The organism is Paracoccus zhejiangensis (genome assembly GCF_002847445.1).
GTDB lineage: Bacteria > Pseudomonadota > Alphaproteobacteria > Rhodobacterales > Rhodobacteraceae > Paracoccus > Paracoccus zhejiangensis.
Genome location: NZ_CP025430.1, coordinates 603465 through 626327, shown reverse-complemented (window position 1 = coordinate 626327; position 22863 = coordinate 603465). Strand labels below are relative to the sequence as shown.

Below are 22863 nucleotides of genomic sequence, written 5' to 3'. Positions count from 1 at the left end.
CTAACCATCTGATCTTGAATTAACATCGTCGATCAATCGGCGATGTTTCCGGGCTTCTTTCAGCACATCCTCGAACCGCTCGATCCCTTTCGCCGCCAGCGCCGGCACCATGCGCAGGAAGGCCGAAGCCGTCGCCTGCGCGTCCCCCATGGCGGTATGGCGCAGCTCGGGCGGGATGGCGATGTCCAGCCGGGCGCAGAGCGCATCCAGCGAGTGATCGGCCGATTGCCCCCAGAGCATCGCGGACAACAGCACCGTGTCCAGCACCGGGTTGGTGAAATGCGCCCCGGTCTCCGGAGCGGCGCGGCGCAGGAAGCCCATGTCGAAGGGGGCGTTATGGGCGACCAGCGTGGCCTCGTCGCAGAAATGCTGGAAGGCGGTCAGGGCGGCGGCCTTCAGCGGCGCATCTGCGACCATCGCGTCGGTGATGCCATGGATGCGGGTCGAGGCGGCGGGGATCGGGCGGCCGGGCTGAACCAATGTCTCGAACCTCTCGCCGGTCAGCCGCCCGCCGGCGATGCGCAGGCCCGCGATCTGCAGGATACGGTCGCTGTCGGTCAGGCCCGTCGTCTCGGTATCGAAGACCACGCAGGTCAGGTCCGCCAGCCGGGTCGAGGCCGCACCACGCCCGGCCAAAGCGAAATCATAGGTCAGCCCGCCCGACGCATCCGCACCGGCCGCCCGCGCCAGCGGCAGGACCAGCCGTGCCTTGCCATCGGCAGCGCGCTCGGCCCAGATGCCGGCACCCTGTGCCGCCAGCAGATCCGCGCCGGAAACATCGGGCTGGTCGGGATCGGGGGCGCGGGCCAGCCAGTCCTCCAGCCGGTCCATCGGCAGCGCCGCGCCTTGCCATTCGAGCACGAGCCGCACTTCCTCGGGATCATCCGCCTCGACGCGCAATTGCGGATCATGCCCCTCGGCCCGCAGGCTGCGGTCAAGATCGCGCAGGAGCGCATTCACCGGCCCGGCCTCTGCCTGCACCGCGATCAGCGGCAGGGTGTCGGCGAAAAGCCCGGTGGCCAGCTCCGGCAGCAGCGCGCGGGCGGTGGGCAGGGCGCGGGCCGAGGCGTCGGACAGCGCACGGGTGGCGGCGGCCAGCCCCTGCCCCTCGACCCGGATCGCCTCGGCCAGCGCCGGCGGGATCGGACCGTCCAGCGCCCCCAGCATCGGCACCAGAGTCGCGGCATGGCGGCGCAGCGCCTCGATCGAGGCGCGGGCATCTGCCCGGTCGGCGGGATGATCGCGCAGGATCAAGAGCGTGCCGTGATCCAGCAGCCGCATCCGCCCCGCCAGCCGCCCGCCCGTCACCGTCAGCGCGGTCAGATCGGTGGCCTCGATCCCCTGCCCGTCCAGTCGCGCCCGCGCCGCCAGCAGCGGCCCCCGGCGCAGATGCCGTTCCAGCGGTCGGTCCAGTCCCAGCCCCGGCAGCATCCGGGCGGCGGCGGCGTTGTAGAAGACCACCCGCCCGGCCGCATCGCTCATCACCGCGCCGGCACCGAAATCCGACAGGATGCTTTCCAACACCGCCATCTCATGCGCCTGTTCGGCCGCATGGTCCTTGAGCGCCTGCGCCAAGGCTTCGGCGGACCGCGCCCGCGCCTCGGCGGCATCCCGTGCGGCGGGGCCGAGATCGCCAAGATACTGCGCCTCCTCGCCTGCGGGGGCCTGCCCGGTGCGCAGCCCCCCGGCCAGCGTCTCGATCGGCCGGGCGACATGGCGGTCGAAGAGATACCAGACCGCGACCACGGCCAGCACCACGCCCAGAACGGCGACGAAACCCGCCAGCAGCATCGGCGACAGCGCCTGATCCAGCGCCACGCCCTGCGCCATCAGCCGCCGCGCCTCGACCCAGAGGGCGAAGAGGATGACCAGCGCCGCCGCCGCTGCCAGCCCTGCAAAGATCAGCAGGACCCGCAGCCGCAACGGCAGCTGGCTCAGCATGGCTTTTCCAGAAGCCGGGCCATCTCGGCCCTGAGTTCCGACAGCTCGAACGGCTTGGCGATGAAGCCATCGGCCCCCAGCGCCATGCCCTTGCGCCGTTCGACCACCGAGCCGCGCGCGGTCATCATCAGCACCCGCGTCGCCGACAGACCCGGATCGGCCCGCATCTCCTGCACGATCTGGTAGCCCGAGACCTCGGGCAGCATCACGTCGAGCAGCACCAGGTCAGGCCGCTGGTCGCGGATCGCCTGCACCGCGCCCGCGCCGCTGGCCATGCGCGAATGGTCATGGCCGTCGCGGGTCAAGAGGTAGTCCAGCGCCAGCGCGATATTGTCCTCGTCCTCGATGACCATGACCCGCGCCATCACGCCCCCTCCCCGCAGACCAGGCGGAAGGCCGGGTCATCCGCCCCCGCCGCCTGCCAGTCGCCCGATGCGGGCCGGATCAACCGCTTTGCGCAGTCGAAATCCTGCGGCACCACGACGGTATTGCCCCGCCGCTCGACCAGCATGATGCGGGCGCGCGAGGTAGCGTCGGCGTTGCTTTCGATGCTGGCCGGGTCGATGGCGGCAAAGCGGGTGGTGATCGGGAAGAGATAGCTCCAGGGCGCCCAGGGCTGGCTGACCTCGCCGGTCAGCAGCACCGAGGCATCAGTCGGCAGGCGGGCGACAGCGCGGTCATACCAGGCGTAATCGTTCCAGACCGAATAGGCGATCATGGCAAGGCCGATACCGGCGGGCAGCAGCCAGCGGGCCGGGATGACCCCGGCCTTTCGCAGCGCATGAAACAGCGCGTAAAGCACCGCCGCCGCGCCGATCCCCACCGCGATCACCCCCAGAACCTCGACCCCTACCCCTGTCATCCCAGCATTCCCTTTCCCTGTCCCAGTGCCGATTGCATCCCGCGTACGACGACGAAGGCATCCCGCAGATGGCTGCGCTCGAAATCGGGCAGATCGGCGGGGGCCAGATAATTGTCGGGCTTGCGGCCCGAGCGGATCAGATGCGCCTGGTTTTCCAGCCGCAGCGTCTGGATCACGTCATAGGCGGCGATCAGGTCGCGCGCGCCGCTGCCCGAGATGACGCCGCGATCCTCGGCCTCCAGCAGTCGGGCGCGGGTGTTCACCGCCGTCAGTCGCCCCTGCAGCGCATAGATGCGGGCAAGGTCAGTGACCGGCACCACGCCGTTATGCTTCATGTCGATATGGTGGCGATGCTCTCCCGAGCGGATGGTGGCAAAGCCGCCGATGATGCCCAAGGGCGGGCGGTGCTTCAGCGAGTTGGCGATCATGTGGGCCACGAAGATCGAGTTCTTCGAGGCCATCGCCAGCGTCTCGGCCTGCAGCCCGGTCAGCAGCGCCGCCTCGCCACCGATGGCGCGCAGGTCGAACATCACCGAGGCCAGCATCTGCGCCTCGGGGCTGGGCTTGCGGATCCAGCCGGTGAAATAGTCGCGCCAGACGTTCAGCGGCTGCCGCCAGCGCGGATTGGTCGCCATCATGTCGCCGGGACAAAAGACGAAGCCCGCCCGGTTCAGCCCGTCGCTGACGAAGCGCGCGAGCGCGGCGAACCATGGATGCGCAGGGTCGGCGCCCTGCTCGAGGATCAGGCAATTGTCCTGATCGCTGACCCCGGTCTGTTCCTGCCGCCCCTGGCTGCCACAGGCCGCCCAGAGCCAGCGGGCGGGGGCCGGGCCAAGCTCGGCCTCGGCCAGCACCAGCAGCCGGCGGGTCACAGCATCGGTGATGTCGGTGATCATCCGGGTGATGACCTCGTGGCGCTGATGCGCGGCGACGAGGCTGACCAGCAGTTCCGGCACCCGCGCGGTGATCCGCGCCATCTCCTCGGCGGAACCGGTATCGGCCAGATCGCGGATCAGCACCGAGGCGCTGATCGCCTGCACCCGCGTCAGGTCGGTCTGGGTGATCATGCCGACGAAGCGACCCTGATCGACCACCGGCAGATGACCCACGCGACGTTCCAGCATGGCGTTCAGCACGTCATAACCCAGGGCCTGCGGCGGCAGGGTCACGGGATCAACGGTCATCACCTCGCTGACCGGGCGCGACGGGTCGAGGCCCGCCGCGACGACGCGGTTCGACATGTCGCGGATGGTGACGATGCCCAGCAGGCGCCCCTCCTCGGTCACACCGATGCTGCTGACTCCGGCATCGCGCATCATCTGCGCCGCCTGTCGCACGGGTGTTCCGGGCGCACAGGTCAGCGGCTTGCGGGTCAGCAGGTCCTCGACCTTCAGCGTGGCGATCTCGGCGCCCCGTCCCTGTCCCTGCCCGCTGCGGCCCCGGTCAAAGAAGCGCGCCACCGCCCGGTTCTGCGCGATGAGATCCAGCAGCACCTCGCGCGGCAGCATCCACAGCACCGCATCCTCGGTGACGCGGGCGGTGGTGACCGCCGACCCCTCGCGCAGCAGCCCGCGCTCGCCGAAGCTGTTCCGCGGCCCCAGTTCCGAGACGGAATCGCCATTGCGGTCGCTGACCGCCACCCGGCCGCTTTCGATCAGCCAGATGCCCGGCAGCAGGTCGCCATATTCATAGACCACGGCACCCGCCGGCATCTGCCTGCGGCTGAAGGAACTGGCGGCACGCGCCAGCTCGTCCTGCGACAGGCTGTCATAGGGGTGGACCGAGGCGATGAAACCGGCGGCGTCCGTCATGTCACTCCCTTGGTCTTGCAGAGAAATGGCCGCGCCCCGAGCAGGGGGCGCGGCCGGTCCGTATCAGTGGGCGACGGCGTCGCCGGCACCGCGCGGGACGCGGATCGACTCGACCAGTTCGATCACCTCGACCGGCGGCTCCTCGGTCGCGCTCGACACCGCATAGGCGACGATGAAGTTGATCAGCGCGCCGACGGTCCCGAACGAGGCCGGCGAGATGCCGAACAGCCAGTTCGCGGCCGTATCTTCCAGCATGTTGGTGCCCGAGATGAAGAACCAACCCTTGTAGGCGAAGATATAGAGCAGCGTCGACAGGATGCCGGCAAGCATCCCCCAGATTGCCCCCTGCTTGTTGATGCGCTTCGAGAAGATGCCCATCATCAGCACGGGGAAGATCGAGCTTGCGGCAAGGCCGAAGGCCAGCGCCACGGTCTGCGCCGCGAAGCCCGGTGGGTTCAGACCGAGGATCGTCGCCACCAGGATCGAGACCCCCATCGAGATCCGCGCCGCCATCAGCTCGTTCTTCTCGCTGATGTTCGGGTTGATCGCGCCCTTGATGAGGTCATGGGAAACCGCACCGGAGATCGCCAGCAACAGGCCCGCCGCCGTCGACAGCGCCGCCGCCAGACCGCCCGCCGCCACGATGGCGATGACCCAGCCCGGCAGGTTGGCAATCTCGGGATTGGCCAGAACCATGATGTCGTTGTTCACCGTGGTCAACTCGTTGCCGGTCAGGCCCTGCGCCGCGATCTGCTCGGCCACCGGGGCGCCTTCCGCGCCGGCCTCGTTGTAATACTGGATCAGGCCGTCGCCGTTCTTGTCCTCCCACGAGAGAAGCCCGGTGGTCTGCCAGTTCCGCATCCATTGCAGTTCCGGTGCGGTCTCGATCTGTTCAAGCGAAATCGCCGGTTCCGAGAAGGTCGAGCCCGCCTCGGTTCCGGTCACCGCCCCCGGCCACATGGTCGCGGTCAGGTTGAAGCGTGCCATCGAGCCCACGGCAGGCGCGACGGTATAGAGCAGCGCGATGAACACCAGCGCCCAGCCTGCAGAGGCCCGCGCATCCGACACCTTCGGAACGGTGAAGAAGCGGATGATGACATGGGGCAGACCCGCCGTGCCGATCATCAGCGCCAGCGTGAACAGCACCATGTCCAGCGTGGACTTGTGGTGGCCGGTATAATTGGCAAAGCCCAGATCGGTGACGACCTGGTCCAGCTTGGCCAGGAACTTGGCGCCCGACGCGTCATGCGTGCCGAACAGGCCGGTCTGCGGCAGGACGTGGCCGGTCAGCTGCATCGCGATGAACACTGCCGGGATGGTATAGGCGATGATCAGCACGACATATTGCGCCACCTGCGTATAGGTGATGCCCTTCATGCCGCCCAGAACCGCGTAGCAGAAGACCAGCGCCGCACCGATCCAGAGGCCGGTCGAGTTGCTGACCTCGAGATAGCGCGAGAAGGTCACGCCGACGCCGGTCATCTGGCCGATCACGTAGGTGATCGAGATGATCAGCAGGCAGATGACGCCGATGATCCGCGCGGTCTGCGAATAGAAGCGGTCGCCGATGAATTCCGGCACGGTGAACTTGCCGAACTTGCGCAGGTAGGGCGCAAGCAGCAGCGCCAGCAGCACGTAGCCACCAGTCCAGCCCATCAGGTAGGTCGAGTTGTCATAGCCGGTGAAGGCGATCAGGCCCGCCATCGAGATGAAGCTGGCCGCCGACATCCAGTCCGCCGCCGTCGCCATGCCGTTCATCACCGGGCTGACACCCCGGTTCGCGGCATAGAATTCCGATGTGGAACCGGCCCGGGTATAGATGGCGATGCCGATATAGAGGGCAAAGCTCAGGCCGATGACGATGAGGTTAAGCGTGAATTGATCCATGTCTCTGCCCCCTCACTCGTCCACGCCATGTTCACGGTCGAGACGGTTCATCCGCGCCGCGTACCAGAAGATCAGCACGATGAAGATCAGGATCGAGCCTTGCTGGGCAAACCAGAAGCCCAGGTCCGTGCCGCCGATGCTGATGCTCGAGATCAGCGGCCGCAGGATGATGCCGAAGCCATAGGACACCAGCGCCCAGATAATGAGACAGACCCAGATGATCCTGAGATTGGCCTGCCAATATGCGTTCGATGATTGTCTGTCACTCATGTCCTTCGCTCCTCCTCGTTAGGGACAGCCGTCTTGTTCGCGTGACTCCCGGCCCGACGGCGGAGACGGGGTAGACGATAAGGCCCCGGCACTTTCGCGCCGGGGCCCCTGTTTCATTCGCTCACCAGCCCTTCGAGGGCGGGGCATTGTCATAGCCCGAGTGGTGAACCTTGTGCTCTGTGTCGTCGCCGAACAGGCTGCGGCGATAGCCGCTGTTCGGGACGAAGATCAGGCCGATGATGACGGTCAGCCCGGCAACCACGATCGCGTACCAGAGACCGGCATAGATGTTGCCGGACTGGGCCGAGATGGCGAAGGCGGTGGCGGGCAGCAGCCCCCCGAACCAGCCGTTGCCGATGTGGTAGGGCAGCGACATCCCCGAGTAGCGGATGCGGGTCGGGAACATCTCGACCAGCGCCGCGGCCATCGGGCCATAGACCATCGTGACCAGCACGATGAGATAGGTCAGCAGCAGCACCAGCTTGAAGTTCTGGCCGTTGAACACGTCGAAGAAGTGATCGGCCTTGGCGATCGTGGTGTTGGTCTTGGGATCGATCGGATAGCCGGCCTCGGTCAGCGCCCCGTTCACGGTCTTGTCGAACTCGGCCTTGGCCGCTTTCAGCTCCTCCGCCGGCAGGGTGCCGTCATAGACCGGGATCTGCTTGTCGCCGATCTGGACCACGGTCGGCGCACCGGCCGCGACATCCACCGAGGTATAGTTGACCGAGGACTTGGCCAGCATCGCCTTGGCGATGTCGCAAGCCGAGGTGAACTTGGCGGTGCCGGTCGGGTTGAACTGGAACGAGCAGGTTTCCGGGTCAGCCGATACGGTGACGACGGTATTGGCCTGCGCCTGCGCCAGCGCCGGGTTGGCGGTTTCGGTGATCATGCGGAAGACGGTGAAATACGAGACGACCGCCAGCGCGCAGCCCAGAAGGATGATCGGCTTGCGACCGATCTTGTCCGAGAGCGAACCGAAGAACACGAAGCCCGCGGTGCCGAGGATCAGCGACCAGGCCACCAGCACGTTCGAGGTGAACTGGTCCAGTTTCACGACGTTGTTGATGAAGAACAGCGCGTAGAACTGACCCGAATACCAGACCACTGCCTGACCCGCGACCAGGCCGAACAGCGCGATCAGGGCGATCTTGCCGTTCTTCCACTGGCCGAAAGCCTCTTTCAGCGGCGCCTTGGACTGGGTGCCCTCCTCCTTCATGTGCTTGAAGGCCGGGCTCTCTTCCATCTGCAGACGGATATAGAGCGAGATCAACAGCAGGAAGATCGAGCCGAGGAAGGGAATGCGCCAGCCCCAGGCCTTGAACGGCTCGAGCATGACCTGCAACCCGTCGGGGCCCAGAAGCGGCTCGCCATTCGAGAATTGCGGGACGGGTTCATAGTTGCCGTTCACATAGGATTGCACCATCAGGATGACGACCAGCGACAGCAGGAGACCCATGGTCGCCGTCGTCTGGATCCAGCTGGTGTAATAGCCGCGGCGGTTCATCGGCGCGTGCTCGGCGACATAGGTCGCGGCACCGCCATATTCGCCACCGAGGGCCAGGCCCTGCAGCATCCGCAGCGCGATCAGGATGATCGGCGCGGCCATGCCCCAGCTTTCATAGCCGGGCAGAAGACCGACGATGAAGGTGGACAGACCCATGATGAGAATGGTCATGAGGAAGGTGTATTTGCGCCCGACGAGATCGCCGAGCGAGCCGAAGACAAGTGCGCCGAAGGGACGCACGATAAAGCCAGCCGCGAAGGCCAGCAGAGCAAAGACGTTCCGAGTTGCCTCGGGGAACGAGGTAAAGAACTGGGCCCCGATGATCGCTGCCAGCGATCCGTAGAGGTAAAAGTCATACCATTCGAAAACGGTACCCAGCGAAGACGCGAGAATGACCTTCTTCTCCTCGCGCGTCATCGGCCTCGAACGGTCGACGTCTGTTGCTTCGACTACTGCCATTTGTTTCCTTTGGCTCCCTGAAGGAAAGGCGCGGGCGGGATGCCCGCGCCGGCGAAACGCATGTCCGGGCTATCCCCGGTTCATGCGATTATTGATAAGCTCGTCCACAACCTCGGGCTCGGCGAGCGTCGAGGTGTCACCCAAGGCGCCGAAATCGTTCTCGGCGATCTTCCTGAGGATGCGGCGCATGATCTTGCCCGAACGGGTCTTGGGCATACCCGGCGCCCATTGGATCAGGTCGGGCTTGGCGATCGGGCCGATCTCGGTGCGGACCCATTTCTCCAGCTCGCCGCGCAGATCCTCGGTCGGCTCGACCCCGTTCATCAGCGTGACATAGGCATAGATGCCCTGCCCCTTGACCGGGTGCGGATAGCCCACGACCGCCGCCTCGGCGACCTTCTCATGGGCGACCAGCGCGCTTTCGACCTCGGCCGTGCCCATGCGGTGGCCCGAGACGTTGATCACGTCATCGACGCGGCCGGTGATCCAGTAATAGCCGTCCTCGTCGCGGCGGCAGCCGTCGCCGGTGAAGTAATAGCCCGGGTATTGCTGGAAATAGGTTTCCATGAAGCGCTGGTGATCGCCCCAGACGGTACGCATCTGGCCGGGCCAGCTGTCACCGATGCAGAGCACGCCCTCGGCCGGGTTGCCCTCGACCACCTTGGCGCTTTCGGCCTCCAGCACCACCGGCTTCACGCCGAAGAAGGGCACCGTGGCCGATCCGGCCTTGGTCTCGATGGCGCCGGGCAGCGGCGTGATCAGGTGGCCGCCGGTCTCGGTCTGCCACCAGGTATCGACGATCGGGCAGCGGCCCTTGCCGACATGGGTATTGTACCAGTTCCAGGCCTCGGGATTGATCGGCTCGCCCACCGTGCCGAGAAGGCGCAGGCTGGACAGGTCGTGCTTTTCGACGAATTCCGCGCCCTTGCCCATCAGCGAACGGATGGCGGTGGGCGCGGTGTAGAACTGGTTGACCTTGTGTTTGGCGCAGACCTCCCAGAAGCGGCCGGCATCGGGCCAGGTCGGCACGCCCTCGAACATCAGCGTGGTCGCGCCATTGGCCAGCGGGCCATAGACGATATAGCTGTGGCCGGTCACCCAGCCCACATCGGCGGTGCACCAGTAGATGTCGCCGTCCTGATAATCGAAGGTGTATTGATGGGTCATGGCGGCAAAGACCAGGTAGCCGCCGGTGGTGTGGACGACGCCCTTGGGCTTGCCGGTCGAGCCGCTGGTATAGAGGATGAACAACGGGTCCTCGGCATTCATCGCCTCGGGTTCGCAGGTCTCGCTCGCCTCGGCCATCAGCGCCTTCAGGTCGATGTCGCGCCCCTCGGTCCAGGTGGTCTGGCCGCCGGTATGCTTCACCACCAGGCATTTCACCCGGTCCGAGGTGTTGAGCAGCGCCTGGTCGGCATTGGATTTCAGCGCCGTCCTGCGGCCGCCGCGCGGCGCCTCGTCGGCGGTGATCAGGATGTTGGCACCGGAATCGTTGATGCGGTTGGCCAGCGCGTCGGGCGAGAAGCCGGCAAAGACGATGGAATGGATGGCGCCGATCCGGGTGCAGGCCAGCATGGCATAGGCCGCCTCGGGGATCATCGGCAGGTACAGGACGACGCGGTCACCGCGCTTGACGCCGAGGTCGCGCAGCACGTTGGCCATCTTGTTCACCTGGCGCGACAGCTCGGCATAGGTGATGTGCTGGGCTTCGGCCTTGGGATCATCGGGCTCGAAGATGATCGCGGTCTGGTCGGCGCGGGTGGCGAGATGGCGGTCGATGCAATTGGTCGAGACGTTCAGCTGCCCGTCCTCGAACCATTTGATGCTGACCTGGCCGAAGGTGAAATCGGTGTTCTTCACCTTGGTATAGGGGGTCATCCAGTCGAGACGCAGGCCTTCGCGGCCCCAGAACCCATCGGGATCGTCGATCGATTCGGCATACATCCGCCTGTAATCGTCAGGTCCCGCATGAGCCTTTTCAAACCCTGCCGGAATTGCGTGCTTTTCAATCGCTTCTGCACTCATGACGCCCATCCTCCTCATGGCCAGCGCGCCGGATCCGATCCCCTGCCGACGGGCTGCCTGACAGGCTCGGATCACGGGTTGGCGATATGTTAATCACAAACCACCCATTCGCGTAAACTGTTTTTTTCAAAGGAAAGTTTTGTAAATTTATTAGCTGATCTGTTTGGAAATTTGTAAAACATTCACAGAAACGCGAGCCAATTCGCGACCTAAGTCGAACGAAACGCCGCCGCAGTCGGGACTGCGGCGGCGTCGAGCCACGCGGAATGGCCTGCGCGGTTACTCAGTTCGGATCGTCGACACGCACCCTCAGCGAGACGCTGCCCTTGACCGGCACGCTCCAGTTCAGCCGCAATTGCCGGCCGTCCGTGCCGACGGCGCTCTGGACCCAGGGCGATTCGGACACCGGCGCGCCGCCGACATTGGTCAGCGCGCCGGTCAGCACCACCGAACTGACATTCTTGGCCCAGCCCTGGAACGGCAGGCCGGTGACCACCGGCAGCGTCCAGGTCTTGGCGGCACTGGCCTGGACATGCGCCACGGTCAGCGGGTTTGCGACATAATCACGCACCCCGTTCAGGCTGTTGCCGGAGAACTGGATGTTGCGCATCCGGGCATAGTTCAGATCGGCATGGCTGGTATCGACCCGCTCGATCCGGTCGACCTTGGTATAGAGCGACTTGAACACGTTGCCCGAGACGTTCAGCCCGTGGATGAACTGGCCGCTGCCGAAGGGCTTGACCACGAGCCATGAAAACCACGGCACCGTGCTGTCGGACAGAAAGGTGTTGTTGCTGATCGTCAGCCCGCCAAAGCTGTAGCCGCCGGATGCGAAATCGGGCTTGGCGTCATGCTCGTTGGTCCATTCGATGGCGGCGTTATCGACATAGTTGCCGCTGATGGTGATCATCGGGTTCAGCAGCGTCAGCACCAGACCGGCGGTGCGCAAGCCCTCCTCGGACCCATCGCCCTGGAACCAGTGGTTGCCGGTGATGATATGGCCGCCGCCATGCGCCACCATGAAATGCGCGAAGCGGACAAAGCGGTTATGCCGCACCTTCACGTCATTGGCGTTGATGTTGACCGCGATGCTGCGACGCAGATGCGCCGGCTGGTCCGTCTCGTTCGAGCGGAAATCGCACTGGTCGATCAACATGCCTTGGCAGCCGCGCCCGATCGAGGTGATGCCGCGATCCTTGGGCCGGTCAAAGCAGCAGTCGCGGAACCCGAACAGCCCGCCATCGGCCGGCAGCATCACCGCGCTGCCAAGGCCCTCGCAGTTGAACTCGACATCGACGAAATTCACCCGCTGCAGCCCCGGCACCTCGGCGAAATCCAGCGCGTAGCGGCAGCGGTGGAAACCGTAGCTGCGGGTGCCAGAACCGCCATGAAGCGGCTGCGACAGGCTCAGCGTCGCGCTCGCCACGTCGCGGCCATTGACATAGACCTCGCGCCCGACCCCCGGCCCTTCCAGCCGGCTGCCGATCTCGATGGCGGCGACATTGGCGACATTGCGCAGGATCAGCGGGTCGTCATCGTCATAGCTGGCGGCGCTGGTCAGCGCCCGGGTGGTCCAGGCCGCACCCGCCACCAGCCGGATCTCGCCATTGGCGATGGTGCGACGCGTGCTGAAGTTCCGCAGGTCGGGCACCACATCTGCAACCACGATCGGCTCGGCCAGATCGACCCGCCGGCCGCAAAGATCCAGTCGCACATGGTCGGAATAGCCGAACAGCGCCTGGATGGCCTTCTTCAGCCCCAGTGTCTCGTCGCCGAAGGCATCGGCATAGGTGGGGAAATCGAAGCTGCGCAGGAAAGTGATGCGCGCCGCCGCCGGCGCGGTCAGCTTGCCCTTGAAGCGGATGGGCGCGGCGACCGAGAGGCTGCTGCCGATGCGGAAATTGCCCTCGGGCACCAGGATGCCGCCGCCCCGGCTGGCCGCGTCCGCGGCGGCGAAGGCAGCGCGGTCATCGGTCACGCCATTCCCGACCGCGCCGAAGTCGCGCACATCCACCCAGTCGATGAGTTCCGGGATGAAGGCCGAAGTCACGTCCTCGATGCGGACCGATTCAATCCGCACCGCGCCACCATTCGGCCCGGTCAGGTCCAGCCCGAAATGACCATAGACCGGTCGCGGGCCCCAGCTCAGATCCACGCCCCGGCGCGCGCCGATGCCGACGATGGCGCTGATCTCGATGATCTCGCCGTAGCCCGGCAGGCTGCGTGCGGGCGCAACCTCGGTCAGCCCGGCCACGTGGTCACGCTGCCCGTCCCCGGCCCAACCGGCGATGCGCGCCTCGGGCAGCGCACCGGCCATCGCCTTCAGCCGTGCCGAGACGCGCAGGTAGACGCCGGGGATCATCGGCGTCTCGCCCTTGAAGCGGATGCGGGTGGTGGTTGCGGTCTTGACGATTTCCAGGCAGGTGCCGAAATCCTGGTCCGCAGGCACGATCGCCGCATTCGGCTGGCCCGCCCAACTGTCGCTGCCCGGGGTGCCGTCCTCGCGCGACCAGACCGTCAGCCCGGCGCCAAAGCTTGGCGGCATCAGCAGCAGCCCGTCGGTAATCGCAATGTTCATCGCCCATCCCCTCCATCCTGACCCGGCCGAGACGGGCCGCGTGACAGCGCGAAGGAATAGGCGATGAGGCTTTAACGGCGGCTTGAGGCTGCGCGCGCCGCAACGGCGCGGCGCGCAACAGGGATCAGGCGTCGGCGGTAGTGGTCGCGCTGCTGACCAGTTCACCCGCCAGCGCCCGCTCGATCAGCGCGCGGGTCTCGTCGATGCCGTAAAGCGCGATGAAGCCACCGAAGCGCGGCCCCTGGTCGGCGCCCAGCAGCACCTGGTAGAGCGCCCCGAACCAGTCGCGCAGCGGCTCGAACCCGTGTTCCTTGCCGACGGCGAAGACCATCGACTGCAGCGCCTCGGCATCAACCGGCTGGTCCCATGCGGCCAGACGCCCGGCCAGATCCTCGATCGCCCGGCGCTCGACCTCGGTGGGCAGGCGGAAGACCCGCGTCGGCGCCACGAAATCGTTGAAATAGCGCACGGCGAAACCAGCGGCGTGATCCAGACCCGGATGGGTCTCGGGGCTGGCCTCCGGCGCATAGCGCTGGATGAAGCCCCAGAGCCCGTCCTTGTCCTTGGCCCCGGCCACCGAGGCGAGGTTCAGCAGCATCTGGAACGGCACCACCATGTCCGATGCCGGCACATCGCCGCCGTGGATATGCCAAACCGGGTTCGCCGCCTGCTGCTCCGGCGTCTGGTCGGCATAGGCGCGCAACTGCTGGTGATACTCGTCGACCGCCTTGGGGATGACATCGAAATACATCCGCTTGGCAGTCTTGGGCTTCTGATACATGAAATAGCTGAGGCTCTCGGTCGAGGCATAGGTCAGCCATTCATCGATGCTGAGCCCGTTGCCCTTCGACTTCGAGATCTTCTGGCCTTCCTGATCGAGGAACAGCTCATAGGTGAAATGCTCGGGCTTCCGGCCGCCCAGAATCTCGCAGATGCCGTCATAGATCGGCGTATTGGTCGAGTGATCCTTGCCATACATCTCGAAATCGACATCCAGCGCCGCCCAACGGGCGCCGAAATCGGGCTTCCACTGCAGCTTCACATTGCCACCCGTGACCGGCAGCGTGGTTTCCACCCCGTCCTCGTCGAAGGTGATCGTGCCGTTCTTCGCGTCCACATGCTTGATCGGCACGTAAAGCACCCGGCCCGTCTTGGGGCTGATCGGCAGGAAGCAGCTATAGGTCTGCTGACGCTCCTCGCGCAGGCTCGCCAGCATCACCTCCATGATCGCGTCATAACGTTCGGCGGCCAGTAGCAGCGTGTCGTCGAACTGGCCCGAGCGATAGAACTCGGTGGCGCTGATGAATTCGTACTCGAAACCGAAGGTGTCGAGGAAGCGGCGCAGCATGGCGTTGTTGTGGTCGCCGAAGCTGGGATACTCGCCGAAGGGATCGGGCACCGTGGTCAGCGGCTCCTGCAGGTGCTGGCGCAGCATCTCGGTATTCGGCACGTTGTCCGGCACTTTGCGCATCCCGTCGAGATCGTCCGAGAAGCAGAACAGCCGCGTCGGAATGTCGCTGATGATCTCGAAGGCGCGGCGGATCATCGTGGTGCGCGCCACCTCGCCGAAGGTGCCGATATGGGGCAGGCCCGAGGGACCATAGCCGGTTTCGAACAGCACGTAGCCCTTTTGCGGCGGCGCCTTTTCATAGCGTTTGAGCACCCGGCGCGCCTCTTCGAAGGGCCAGGCCTTGGAGGTCATTGCGGCGTCGCGCAGGGTGGTCATGGGAATTCTCCGTTCCAAAGAGGTGCCGAGGGCTTATTGAAACCCCGAAGGATCGTCAATAATTTGGCCCTGAAACGCTACGGAGAAATCGATGACCAGCGACCTGCCCTCCTTCTCGCCCTGCGACGCGCTGGTGGCGGTCATGGTCGCCACCTCGGCCTCGGATGAAACCATGCGCACCTCGGAACTCGTGGCGATCCAGCGCATGGTCGATCACATGCCGATCTTCGCCGAATATGACGCCGACCGCATGCGCGCCGTCAGCCAAACGGTGATCTCGCTGTTCGAGGAGGAAGAAGGTCTGGATGCCCTCTTCGGCCTGATCCGCGAGGCGCTGCCCGAACGGCTTTACGAAACCGCCTATGCCATGGCCTGCGACGTGGCCGCCGCCGATGGCCGCACCTACGAGGGCGAGATCGCCATGCTAGCCGAGATCCGGCACGAGCTGAACATCTCGCGCCTGCACGCGGCGGCTATCGAGCTATCGGCTCAGGTTCGGCACCGGCTGCAATAGGCAGGCCCTCGACCGCACCCTCGACCGCGCCTGAGCTCCACCCCTCAATCAATTGTCGCTGCAAAGTTTTCGCACGCTTGGTCCAGGTAGACACCCCGGCGGGCAGCTCCTTGCCCTCGCTGGCCGCGCGCCGGTCCAGGTCGCCGCAAAGCACGGCAAAGGCGATCTGCCGCCCCTCGGTGCCGCTGGCATAGCCTGCAAGGTTCGAGACGAAATTCAGCGTCCCGGTCTTGGCCTCGATCCGCGCCAGCGCGGCCGGGTCGCGGCCCAGGTCCTCGGTCAGCGGATCGTCCTTCATCAGCTCGCGCAGCCCCGCCGTCGCGCCATAGCCGGCCATCAGCCGGGCCATCGACTGCGCGGTGATCTGGCTGTCGGCCGACAGTCCCGAATGATCGGCAAAGCGCAAGTCTCCGCTGCCGCCCCGCTCCTTCAGCCAGCCGGCCATCGCCTGCCCCGATGCTGCCAGCGAGGTCGCACCGCTGGCGTGCAGCCCGACCACCTCGGCGGTCAGATTGGTGGAATAGCGCATCATCCCCAGCAGGATCTCGCGCAAAGACGGGCTGTCGATGCCGGCCAGTTCGCTTACGCCTTCGGGTAGCTGATCGATCACCTCGGGCGCGGGCAGGACCAGCCCGCGGGCGCGGCAAAGGGTCTGGAACACATCGCCGGCGTAAAGCTCGGGCTGGCGGACCGGCAGCCAGCGGCTGCCCGCCCGGCCCATCGCCGCGCGCGAGATCAGCCAATGCTCGCGCTTGTCATCGGCGGAATAGGTGAACAACTCGCGCTGCGGACCCGGCGCGGCGGTGATCGAATAGGCGCGCGGCGAATTCCGCTCGGCCCGCGCCTCGAGCGACAGCTGGTAATCGCCCGCCGCTTGCCGCCAACCCAGGTGCACCCGGTTGAAATTGAGGATCATCCCCGAGATGGTCGGGTTATAGGCCAGCCAGACCGCCTGATCCGGTTCGAGCTCGGCGATCCGGGGCAACGCGCCACCCCAGACGGCAAAGCGCGCCGGGCTTTTGGCCCCCGTCGCCACCAGCGCCTCGGCCAGACGGTCCAGATCGTCGGTGCTCAGCACCGGATCGCCGCCCCCGGCCAGCACCAGCGTGTCGCCCATGCGCAGGATGCGGGTGCGAAAGCGGTGATCGGCCCCCAGCCGGTCCAGCGCGTAGAGCGCGGTGATCGATTTCAGCGTGCTGGCGGGCGGCAGCGGTGTGTCCCCGCCCCGCGCCTCGATCACCTCGCCGCTGTCGAGATCGATGGCCGCGAAACTGACGACGCCCCCCAGCCCCGCCTGCGCGATCAGCGCCTCGGACGAGGGCCGTGGCTTTGCCCGGGGGCGGCGCGCCAGACCCTGAGGATCGGGCGGCCCGCCCAGAACCTCGACCGGCTGCGCCAGCGCCGCCCGCACCGTCAGGGCAGAGGCCGCAGCAGCGGTCAGAAATCCGCGCCGGTTCATCCGGGTCATGGTTCAGCCTCGCATCTTCAATTCGTTGCGCCGGCTATAGACCCTGATCCGCCACGCTGTCAGCCACGCACGCAGTTTTGTGATCACCGCACGGGCTTGGCCTTGCGCGTGCGCCGCGCGCGAAGCGCGGTCGAGGACAGGCTGGACATCGGCACATTGATCATCACCCAGGCCGGCGGATCGGAAAACGCCAGTTCCCGCGCGCGGTGCTCCGGCAGCCGCCAGCGCTTCAGCACCTGCGCCGCAACCGAATGCCGCGCCGCCAAGCGCGATCCGGGCCGGGCCATCACCCCGATCGGCACCCGACCGGCGATCTCGCGCCAGCGGTCCCACTGGTTGAACTGCACGAGGTTGTCGGCCCCCATCAGCCAGACGAAATGCACGCCGGGATAAAGCTCCTGCAGCCGGGCGATGGTATCGGCGGTCATGCGGGTTGCGATCTGCGCCTCGATCCCGGTCACCGTCACCCGCGGGTCCTGCATCAGCGCGCGGCCATTGGCGATGCGCTCGGCCAGCGGCGCGGGCTGGCGCGCCTTCAGCGGATTGCCGGGGCTGACCAGCCACCAGACCCGGTCGAGATCGAAACGCCGCAGCGCCTCCTCGGTGATCATCACATGGCCCTCATGCGGCGGATCGAATGACCCGCCCAGCAATCCGACCCGCATCCCGGGCAAAGCAAAGGGAAAATGATGCCTCATAACCGAGGTTTAGCCTGCGAAACGCGGCGCTCCAAGCCCTTCCGTCACCCGTCAATTCGGCCCGCGGGAACGCCCGGCCCCGCACCCCGGCGGCTCAGCCCGTCCCCTCCTGCCCCGGATCATGGATCGAGGCCCGCGCACGACCGGCATGTTTCGAGCGGTAGAGCGCGGCATCCGCATCGGCCAGCAACGTTTCCGCCACCGGCGGATCATAGAGCGAGGACAGGGTGATGCCGATGCTGACCGAGATCAGGCACTCGCCTTCGTCCAGCAGGATCGGCCGCTCGATCTCGGCGATGATGCGCTGCGCCAGACGCTCCAGCGGCGCGGTGGCGGTCATGCCGGGCAGGATCAGCACGAATTCATCGCCGCCAACCCGGGCAACGGTGTCATTGCTGCGGGTCTCGCTGCGCAGGACCTCGGCCACCCGGCACAGCACCTGGTCGCCCGCCGCATGGCCGTATTGGTCATTCACCTCCTTGAAGCGGTCGAGATCCAGGTGAGCCAGCGCGAATCCGGGCCGTGCCGCGACCCCTGCCGGGCCCGATGGCCGCGCGGTCGCCGCCCGCAGCGCCATGGCCAGCGCGATCTCCAGCCCGCGCCGGTTGTAGAGCCCGGTCAGCGGATCGCTGAAGGCCTGGGTTTCGGCCACCTCGCGCGCCTCCTCTAGCCGTAGGTTGAAGCGCGACAGCTCGCCCATCACCGCGCGATTGGCCTCGTGCAGGAACAAAAGCTCCATCGCCAGCTCGGCCGGGGCGAAATCGCTGTCCTTCAGCTCCAGTTCCCGCACCGCATCGACCAGCGCGATGCCGAAGCCGAGGTTCAACAGCAGCCGCCCGGCCCCGATCTCGACCGCGTGGCCGCGCAGCGACAGCTGCGGCGGCGCGATCATGCGCAGGAACACCCGTTCGGCCTGGTGCGCGGCGAGGATCAGCGCCTGATGATCGTCCTCCTGCGCCACCGGACGGGTCAGCACGAAGACATCGGACAGGCGCGCCGGACCGGCAGGCACGATCTTGCGCAGCGTCGGCCCGGCGGAGCCGATGCGGCCATCGGCCTCGATCATCAGGTGCATGGGCAAGAGATCATCGAGAATCGTCGGGGTGAACAGCACATCCGCCGCCCGGGACAGCGGCGGGGCAGAGGGTTCGGGATCGGGAAGCTGGGTCATGCCGCACCCTCGTCCCGATGCAGCGGGCCGGCGCCAAGCTCGAACCCGCGCCCCTCGCTGAAGCTTTCATGCGAGATGGTGACCTTTACCGCATTTCCCTCGACCGAGATCAGGCCCAGCACGCCGTAATCATCCGCCATGCCGCGCAGCAGCCCGGCCATGACGCTGCGCCATTCGTTGAAGCAATCGGGCATGACGATGCGCAATTCATCCTCGCCCCCCGGCTCGACGCGGATGCGCGGCATGCCGAGGTCGGGGATCACCATATGCGCCCGCCCCTTCAACTCTTCCAGCGAATGCAGGAAATCGACGAAGCTGCGGCCCGAGAAGCGCAACAGCCGGCGCACCGGCTCGACCCGCGCCAGCCAGGCCCCCAGGTCCTCGAGCAGCGCGGTCTCGGGCTTGTCCAGACGCTGAGAGGCCTGGTTGATCAGCGCTTGGCTGATCGAGTCGGGATAAAGCCGAACGGTCTGGAAGCCGCGGGCATCGATACCCGATGCCTCGGCGACATCGGCCCAGAAGGCGTCGCCATAGGTGTCGCGCAGGAACCCCTCGATCGAGCGATTGATCAGACCGTGCATTCTCTCCTCTTCGGTACCGATCTTAGCGGCGAACGGTTAAGAAATCGAAACAGAATGCGATTTGGCACGATCCCGTGACCTTGGGTCGCAGCCCTATCGAACGGGTCAGCCATCGCGGCCGTCCCCGCCATGGATCAGCCATTCGCGCGCCTGCAGAACAGCCTCGGGCGGAACCGCCCGATCCGCCGCAAAGGCAAGGACCCGTCGGTCGTCCTGCAGGATGAAATCCAGCAGGAACAGGCCGAATTCGGGCTTCGCGGCAGCCTTGCGCAGATCGCCCGGCTGCAGTCCCGAAACATCGAGCAGCGCGGTGACCAGTTCGGGGTCCGCGGCGATGAAGCCCAGGGCATCCGCTGCCAAGTCCCTTGCCCGCGATTCTGAAAGCATCTGCCCGTCCCGTCGATCAGTCTCAGACGCCGATGCTTTCCCGCCTTCCGGGAAATTGCAATCACTTCAATTGTTTTTGAACGTTTTTTCGGCGTCGAGGCCGGAGGTCACGCGCGGGGTCAGGACAATTTCTGCAGATTCCGCAAATTTGTTCCCCGGGGAAACCGTTTGTTAAACTTTCTCTGCGAGTCTTGTCTCCAAGGGAATAAGACAAAGGAAGATCGGCCGCATGACCGGACGAATCCTCATCGCTGACGGGCTTGCCACCAATCGAATCATGCTGAAGGTCAGGCTGTCGGCCGCCTGCCATGACGTGCTGACGGCCGAGACGACCGAACAGGTGATGGCGCTGGCGATGCGCGAACGGCCGGACCTGATCATCCTTGGTGCCTCGCTGACCGGCGACGACCCGGTGGCGCTGTGCCGAAGGCTGCGGCAGGACGCGGCCACCGCGACGGTTCCGCTGCTGGTGCAATGCGATGCGGCACGTCAGATCGAGGCGCTGCGGGCCGGGGCGACGGCGGCGCTGGACCCGCGTATCGACGAGCAGATGCTGCTCGCCCGCATCCGCAGCCTGCTGCGCGAACGGGAATTTCTGGGCGCGATGCCGGGTATGGCCGAGGCGGCCGCCGGGTTCGAGGCACCGCTGCGCGGCACGGTCACGCTGGTGGCCGACACGCCAAGCCGCGCGCTCGGCTGGAAGCACCTTCTGTCGCAGCGCCTGCCACTCAACTTCACCGTCAATGATGCCGAACAGGCGCTGGCCGCCGCCGCGCGCAACAAGCCGGCCGAGCTTTACGTGATCGCCTCGGATCTCGAACACCAGGGCGAGGGGCTGCGGCTGCTGGCCGAACTGCGCTCGCGCACAGGTTCGCGCGATGCCTCCTTCATCATGGCGGTGCCGCAGGGTCGTTCGGACATCGCCACCATCGCACTCGATCTGGGCGCGGGCGACACCATGCCCTTGGCGCTGCAGACCGATGCGGCGGTCGAGGCGACGGCCATCACCATCACCGCGCAGATCCGCCGCAAGCGCCAGACCGACCGTTACCGGGCCGAGGCCGAGCGTCACCGGGTCTGGGCGATGACCGATTCGCTGACCGGGCTCTACAATCGCCGCTATGCCCTGCCGCGACTGACCGCCATCGCGCAGGAGGCGCAGGAACAGGGCGCGCCCTTCTCGATCCTGGCCATGGACCTTGACCGGTTCAAGCAGGTCAACGATCGCTTCGGTCATGCCGCGGGCGATGCGGTGCTGGTCGAGATCGCCGCGCGTATCGATGCTGCCCTGCCCGAAAGCGTGCTGGTCGCCCGCGTCGGCGGCGAGGAATTCGTGGCCGTGCTGCCGCAGACGGATGCCGACGAGGCGATGGGCATGGCCGAAACCGTGCGCCAGGCGGTGATGGCCGAACCGGTGATCCTGCCCGAGCGTGTCGGCGGCGGCGATCTGCAGGTGACGCTGTCGATCGGCATTGCCACCGGCTGCCCGGTCGAGGGCCGCTGTGCCGAACCCTTGCGGGTTGCCGAAGATGCCATGGATCAGGCCGACCGGGCCATGCTGGAGGCGAAATCGCTTGGCCGGAACCGGGTGATCCGCGCCTCGGCGCTGAGGACAGCCTGGCAATGGCCGCAGTCCGCATCGCGGGCCGGTGTCTCGGGCAGGTAGGGTCCGCCCGGCACATTTCCCGGCAGGTCTTGAATCATACCCTCCGCTGTCGTGACATTCCCCGCCAGACAGGGCAAACTCGGGTCAAGTCAAAGGGGGTGCGACATTTTCGCAGTGGTTGCGCGGGGTCTCGCTTCCTAGATTGTTCCTGTCACCAAATAGGACAAGTTGCGATGAACACCGACCAAGGAACGGTCGCCGGGGGCTATTCGACCCAATCCGGCGCCACCGAGAACGACCGGCCGACCCGTCCGGCCATGCTGCGCGGCGCCATGGGCCGCTGCCCCGCCTGTGGCGAGGGCAAGATTTTCGACGGCTATCTGAAGGTCAACGACCATTGCCCGAATTGCGGCGAAGAACTGCATCACCAGCGGGCCGATGACGGCCCGGCCTACCTGACCATTCTCATCGTCTCGCATATCGCGACGCCGCTGCTGCTTTACATCTTCATCGCCTATCGCCCCTCGGCCCTCAGCCTGCTCCTGGGCTTCGGCATCGGCACGGTGTTGGCCTGTCTCCTGATGCTGCCCCGGATCAAGGGCGCCTGGGTCGGGCTGCAATGGGCACGGCGGATGCACGGCTTCGGCCTGCCCGCAGCGACGAAATCCGCATGACAGCGGGCGACCCGCCGATCCGCGACGCCGCCACCGTCATCCTGCTGCGTCGCGGGCCGCAGGGCGCCAGCGTGCTGATGGGGATGCGCGGCGACAAGGCCGCGTTCATGCCGTCGAAATACGTCTTTCCCGGCGGCGCCGTCGATGCCGGAGACGGCGCGGTCGCACTGGCTGCCGGGCTGGCCGAACCGAGCCTCGGCCGGCTGGCGCAGGAGCCACGTCCGGGCGTCGCCATCGATGCGCCGGCCCTTGCCGCCGCCGCGCTGCGCGAACTGGTCGAGGAAACCGGGCTGATGATCGGCCGCAAGGAAGGTGTGGGCTGCGACTGGCCGGGCTATGCCGAGGCCGGGCTGACGCCCGATGCCGGGGCGCTGCATTACGTCTTTCGCGCCATCACTCCGCCGGGCCGTCCGCGCCGCTTTGACGCGCGCTTCTTCATCGCCGATGCCGCCACGCTCAGCAATGATCCCGACGATTTCAGCGCCGCCGCTGACGAGTTGTCGCACCTGCACTGGGTCCCGCTGGACGAAGCGCGGGCACTGAACCTGCCATTCATCACCGAGGTGGTACTGGCCGAGGTGGCAGAACTGGTGGCCGAGTCGGGCGATGGCCCGCTGCAGGCGCCGGATACGGTGCCCTTCTTCGACAACCGCAACGCCACGCCGCGTTTCGCCCAGATCAGCTGACCCGCCTGCCTTCGG

General features: G+C 66.3%; 19 protein-coding genes. 4 read left to right on the top strand and 15 right to left on the bottom strand.

Translation table 11 applies throughout. From position 1 onward, the window contains the following. The 10 genes from CX676_RS03150 to CX676_RS03105 form a co-directional block, all read right to left on the bottom strand. Complete coding sequence (locus CX676_RS03150) at positions 1-1941, bottom strand: 3'-5' exonuclease (RefSeq protein WP_101751319.1); 1941 nt, start codon at positions 1939-1941, stop codon at positions 1-3. Beyond that, entirely contained in the window at positions 1935-2306 is a 372-nt protein-coding gene (locus tag CX676_RS03145; RefSeq protein ID WP_101751318.1) for a response regulator transcription factor, read from the bottom strand. The genes CX676_RS03150 and CX676_RS03145 overlap by 7 nt, the downstream gene beginning before the upstream one ends. Further along, positions 2306-2803: a hypothetical protein gene (locus CX676_RS03140; RefSeq protein WP_101751317.1), complete on the bottom strand. Its 498-nt coding sequence runs from the start codon at positions 2801-2803 to the stop codon at positions 2306-2308. Before CX676_RS03140 ends, CX676_RS03145 begins: the two co-directional genes overlap by 1 nt. Continuing rightward, positions 2800-4614: a DUF294 nucleotidyltransferase-like domain-containing protein gene (locus CX676_RS03135; RefSeq protein ID WP_101751316.1), complete on the bottom strand. Its 1815-nt coding sequence runs from the start codon at positions 4612-4614 to the stop codon at positions 2800-2802. The genes CX676_RS03140 and CX676_RS03135 overlap by 4 nt, the downstream gene beginning before the upstream one ends. Before the next feature lie 63 nt (positions 4615-4677). After that, positions 4678-6501: a sodium:solute symporter family protein gene (locus CX676_RS03130; RefSeq protein ID WP_101751315.1), complete on the bottom strand. Its 1824-nt coding sequence runs from the start codon at positions 6499-6501 to the stop codon at positions 4678-4680. A 12-nt stretch (positions 6502-6513) separates the two neighbouring features. Further along, positions 6514-6771: a DUF4212 domain-containing protein gene (locus CX676_RS03125; RefSeq protein WP_101751314.1), complete on the bottom strand. Its 258-nt coding sequence runs from the start codon at positions 6769-6771 to the stop codon at positions 6514-6516. A 121-nt stretch (positions 6772-6892) separates the two neighbouring features. Further along, positions 6893-8734: an MFS transporter gene (locus CX676_RS03120; protein WP_198590268.1), complete on the bottom strand. Its 1842-nt coding sequence runs from the start codon at positions 8732-8734 to the stop codon at positions 6893-6895. Positions 8735-8803: 69 nt separating this feature from the next. Beyond that, positions 8804-10759, bottom strand: coding sequence for an acetate--CoA ligase (acs, locus tag CX676_RS03115; RefSeq protein ID WP_101754111.1), 1956 nt, complete (start codon positions 10757-10759; stop codon positions 8804-8806). Positions 10760-11042: 283 nt separating this feature from the next. Next, positions 11043-13337, bottom strand: coding sequence for a glycosyl hydrolase family 28-related protein (locus CX676_RS03110; RefSeq protein WP_101751312.1), 2295 nt, complete (start codon positions 13335-13337; stop codon positions 11043-11045). 124 nt (positions 13338-13461) lie between these two features. Next, positions 13462-15063, bottom strand: a complete 1602-nt coding sequence (locus CX676_RS03105) for a lysine--tRNA ligase (protein ID WP_101751311.1) — start codon at positions 15061-15063, stop codon at positions 13462-13464. 91 nt (positions 15064-15154) lie between these two features. On the opposite strand from CX676_RS03105, the gene CX676_RS03100 reads away from it, so the two are divergent. Continuing rightward, positions 15155-15577, top strand: a complete 423-nt coding sequence (locus tag CX676_RS03100) for a tellurite resistance TerB family protein (RefSeq protein ID WP_101751310.1) — start codon at positions 15155-15157, stop codon at positions 15575-15577. Here CX676_RS03100 and dacB read toward each other — a convergent pair. The 5 genes from dacB to CX676_RS03075 form a co-directional block, all read right to left on the bottom strand. Then, positions 15537-17045 carry a D-alanyl-D-alanine carboxypeptidase/D-alanyl-D-alanine endopeptidase gene (gene dacB, locus CX676_RS03095; protein ID WP_101751309.1) on the bottom strand — a complete coding sequence of 503 codons (1509 nt, stop codon included), beginning with the start codon at positions 17043-17045 and terminating at the stop codon, positions 15537-15539. The genes CX676_RS03100 and dacB overlap by 41 nt on opposite strands. A gap of 83 nt (positions 17046-17128) precedes the next feature. Further along, positions 17129-17710 carry a nicotinate-nucleotide adenylyltransferase gene (locus CX676_RS03090; RefSeq protein ID WP_232816570.1) on the bottom strand — a complete coding sequence of 194 codons (582 nt, stop codon included), beginning with the start codon at positions 17708-17710 and terminating at the stop codon, positions 17129-17131. Positions 17711-17837: 127 nt separating this feature from the next. After that, positions 17838-18914, bottom strand: coding sequence for a GGDEF domain-containing protein (locus CX676_RS03085; RefSeq protein WP_101751307.1), 1077 nt, complete (start codon positions 18912-18914; stop codon positions 17838-17840). After that, the gene (locus CX676_RS03080) at positions 18911-19495 is read right to left on the bottom strand and encodes a heme NO-binding domain-containing protein (protein WP_101751306.1); all 585 of its coding nucleotides are present in this window, start codon (positions 19493-19495) and stop codon (positions 18911-18913) included. The genes CX676_RS03085 and CX676_RS03080 overlap by 4 nt, the downstream gene beginning before the upstream one ends. A gap of 105 nt (positions 19496-19600) precedes the next feature. Next, positions 19601-19882, bottom strand: a complete 282-nt coding sequence (locus tag CX676_RS03075) for a DUF3572 domain-containing protein (protein WP_101751305.1) — start codon at positions 19880-19882, stop codon at positions 19601-19603. Positions 19883-20111: 229 nt separating this feature from the next. Here CX676_RS03075 and CX676_RS03070 point away from each other — a divergent pair, with 229 nt between their 5' ends. From CX676_RS03070 to CX676_RS03060, 3 genes are all read left to right on the top strand, one after another. After that, the gene (locus CX676_RS03070) at positions 20112-21548 is read left to right on the top strand and encodes a diguanylate cyclase (protein ID WP_101751304.1); all 1437 of its coding nucleotides are present in this window, start codon (positions 20112-20114) and stop codon (positions 21546-21548) included. 173 nt (positions 21549-21721) lie between these two features. Next, positions 21722-22162 (top strand): DUF983 domain-containing protein, encoded by a 441-nt coding sequence (locus CX676_RS03065; protein WP_101751303.1) that lies wholly within the window; start codon positions 21722-21724, stop codon positions 22160-22162. Next, entirely contained in the window at positions 22159-22848 is a 690-nt protein-coding gene (locus tag CX676_RS03060; RefSeq protein WP_101751302.1) for an NUDIX hydrolase, read from the top strand. Before CX676_RS03065 ends, CX676_RS03060 begins: the two co-directional genes overlap by 4 nt. Positions 22849-22863 lie beyond the last annotated feature (15 nt).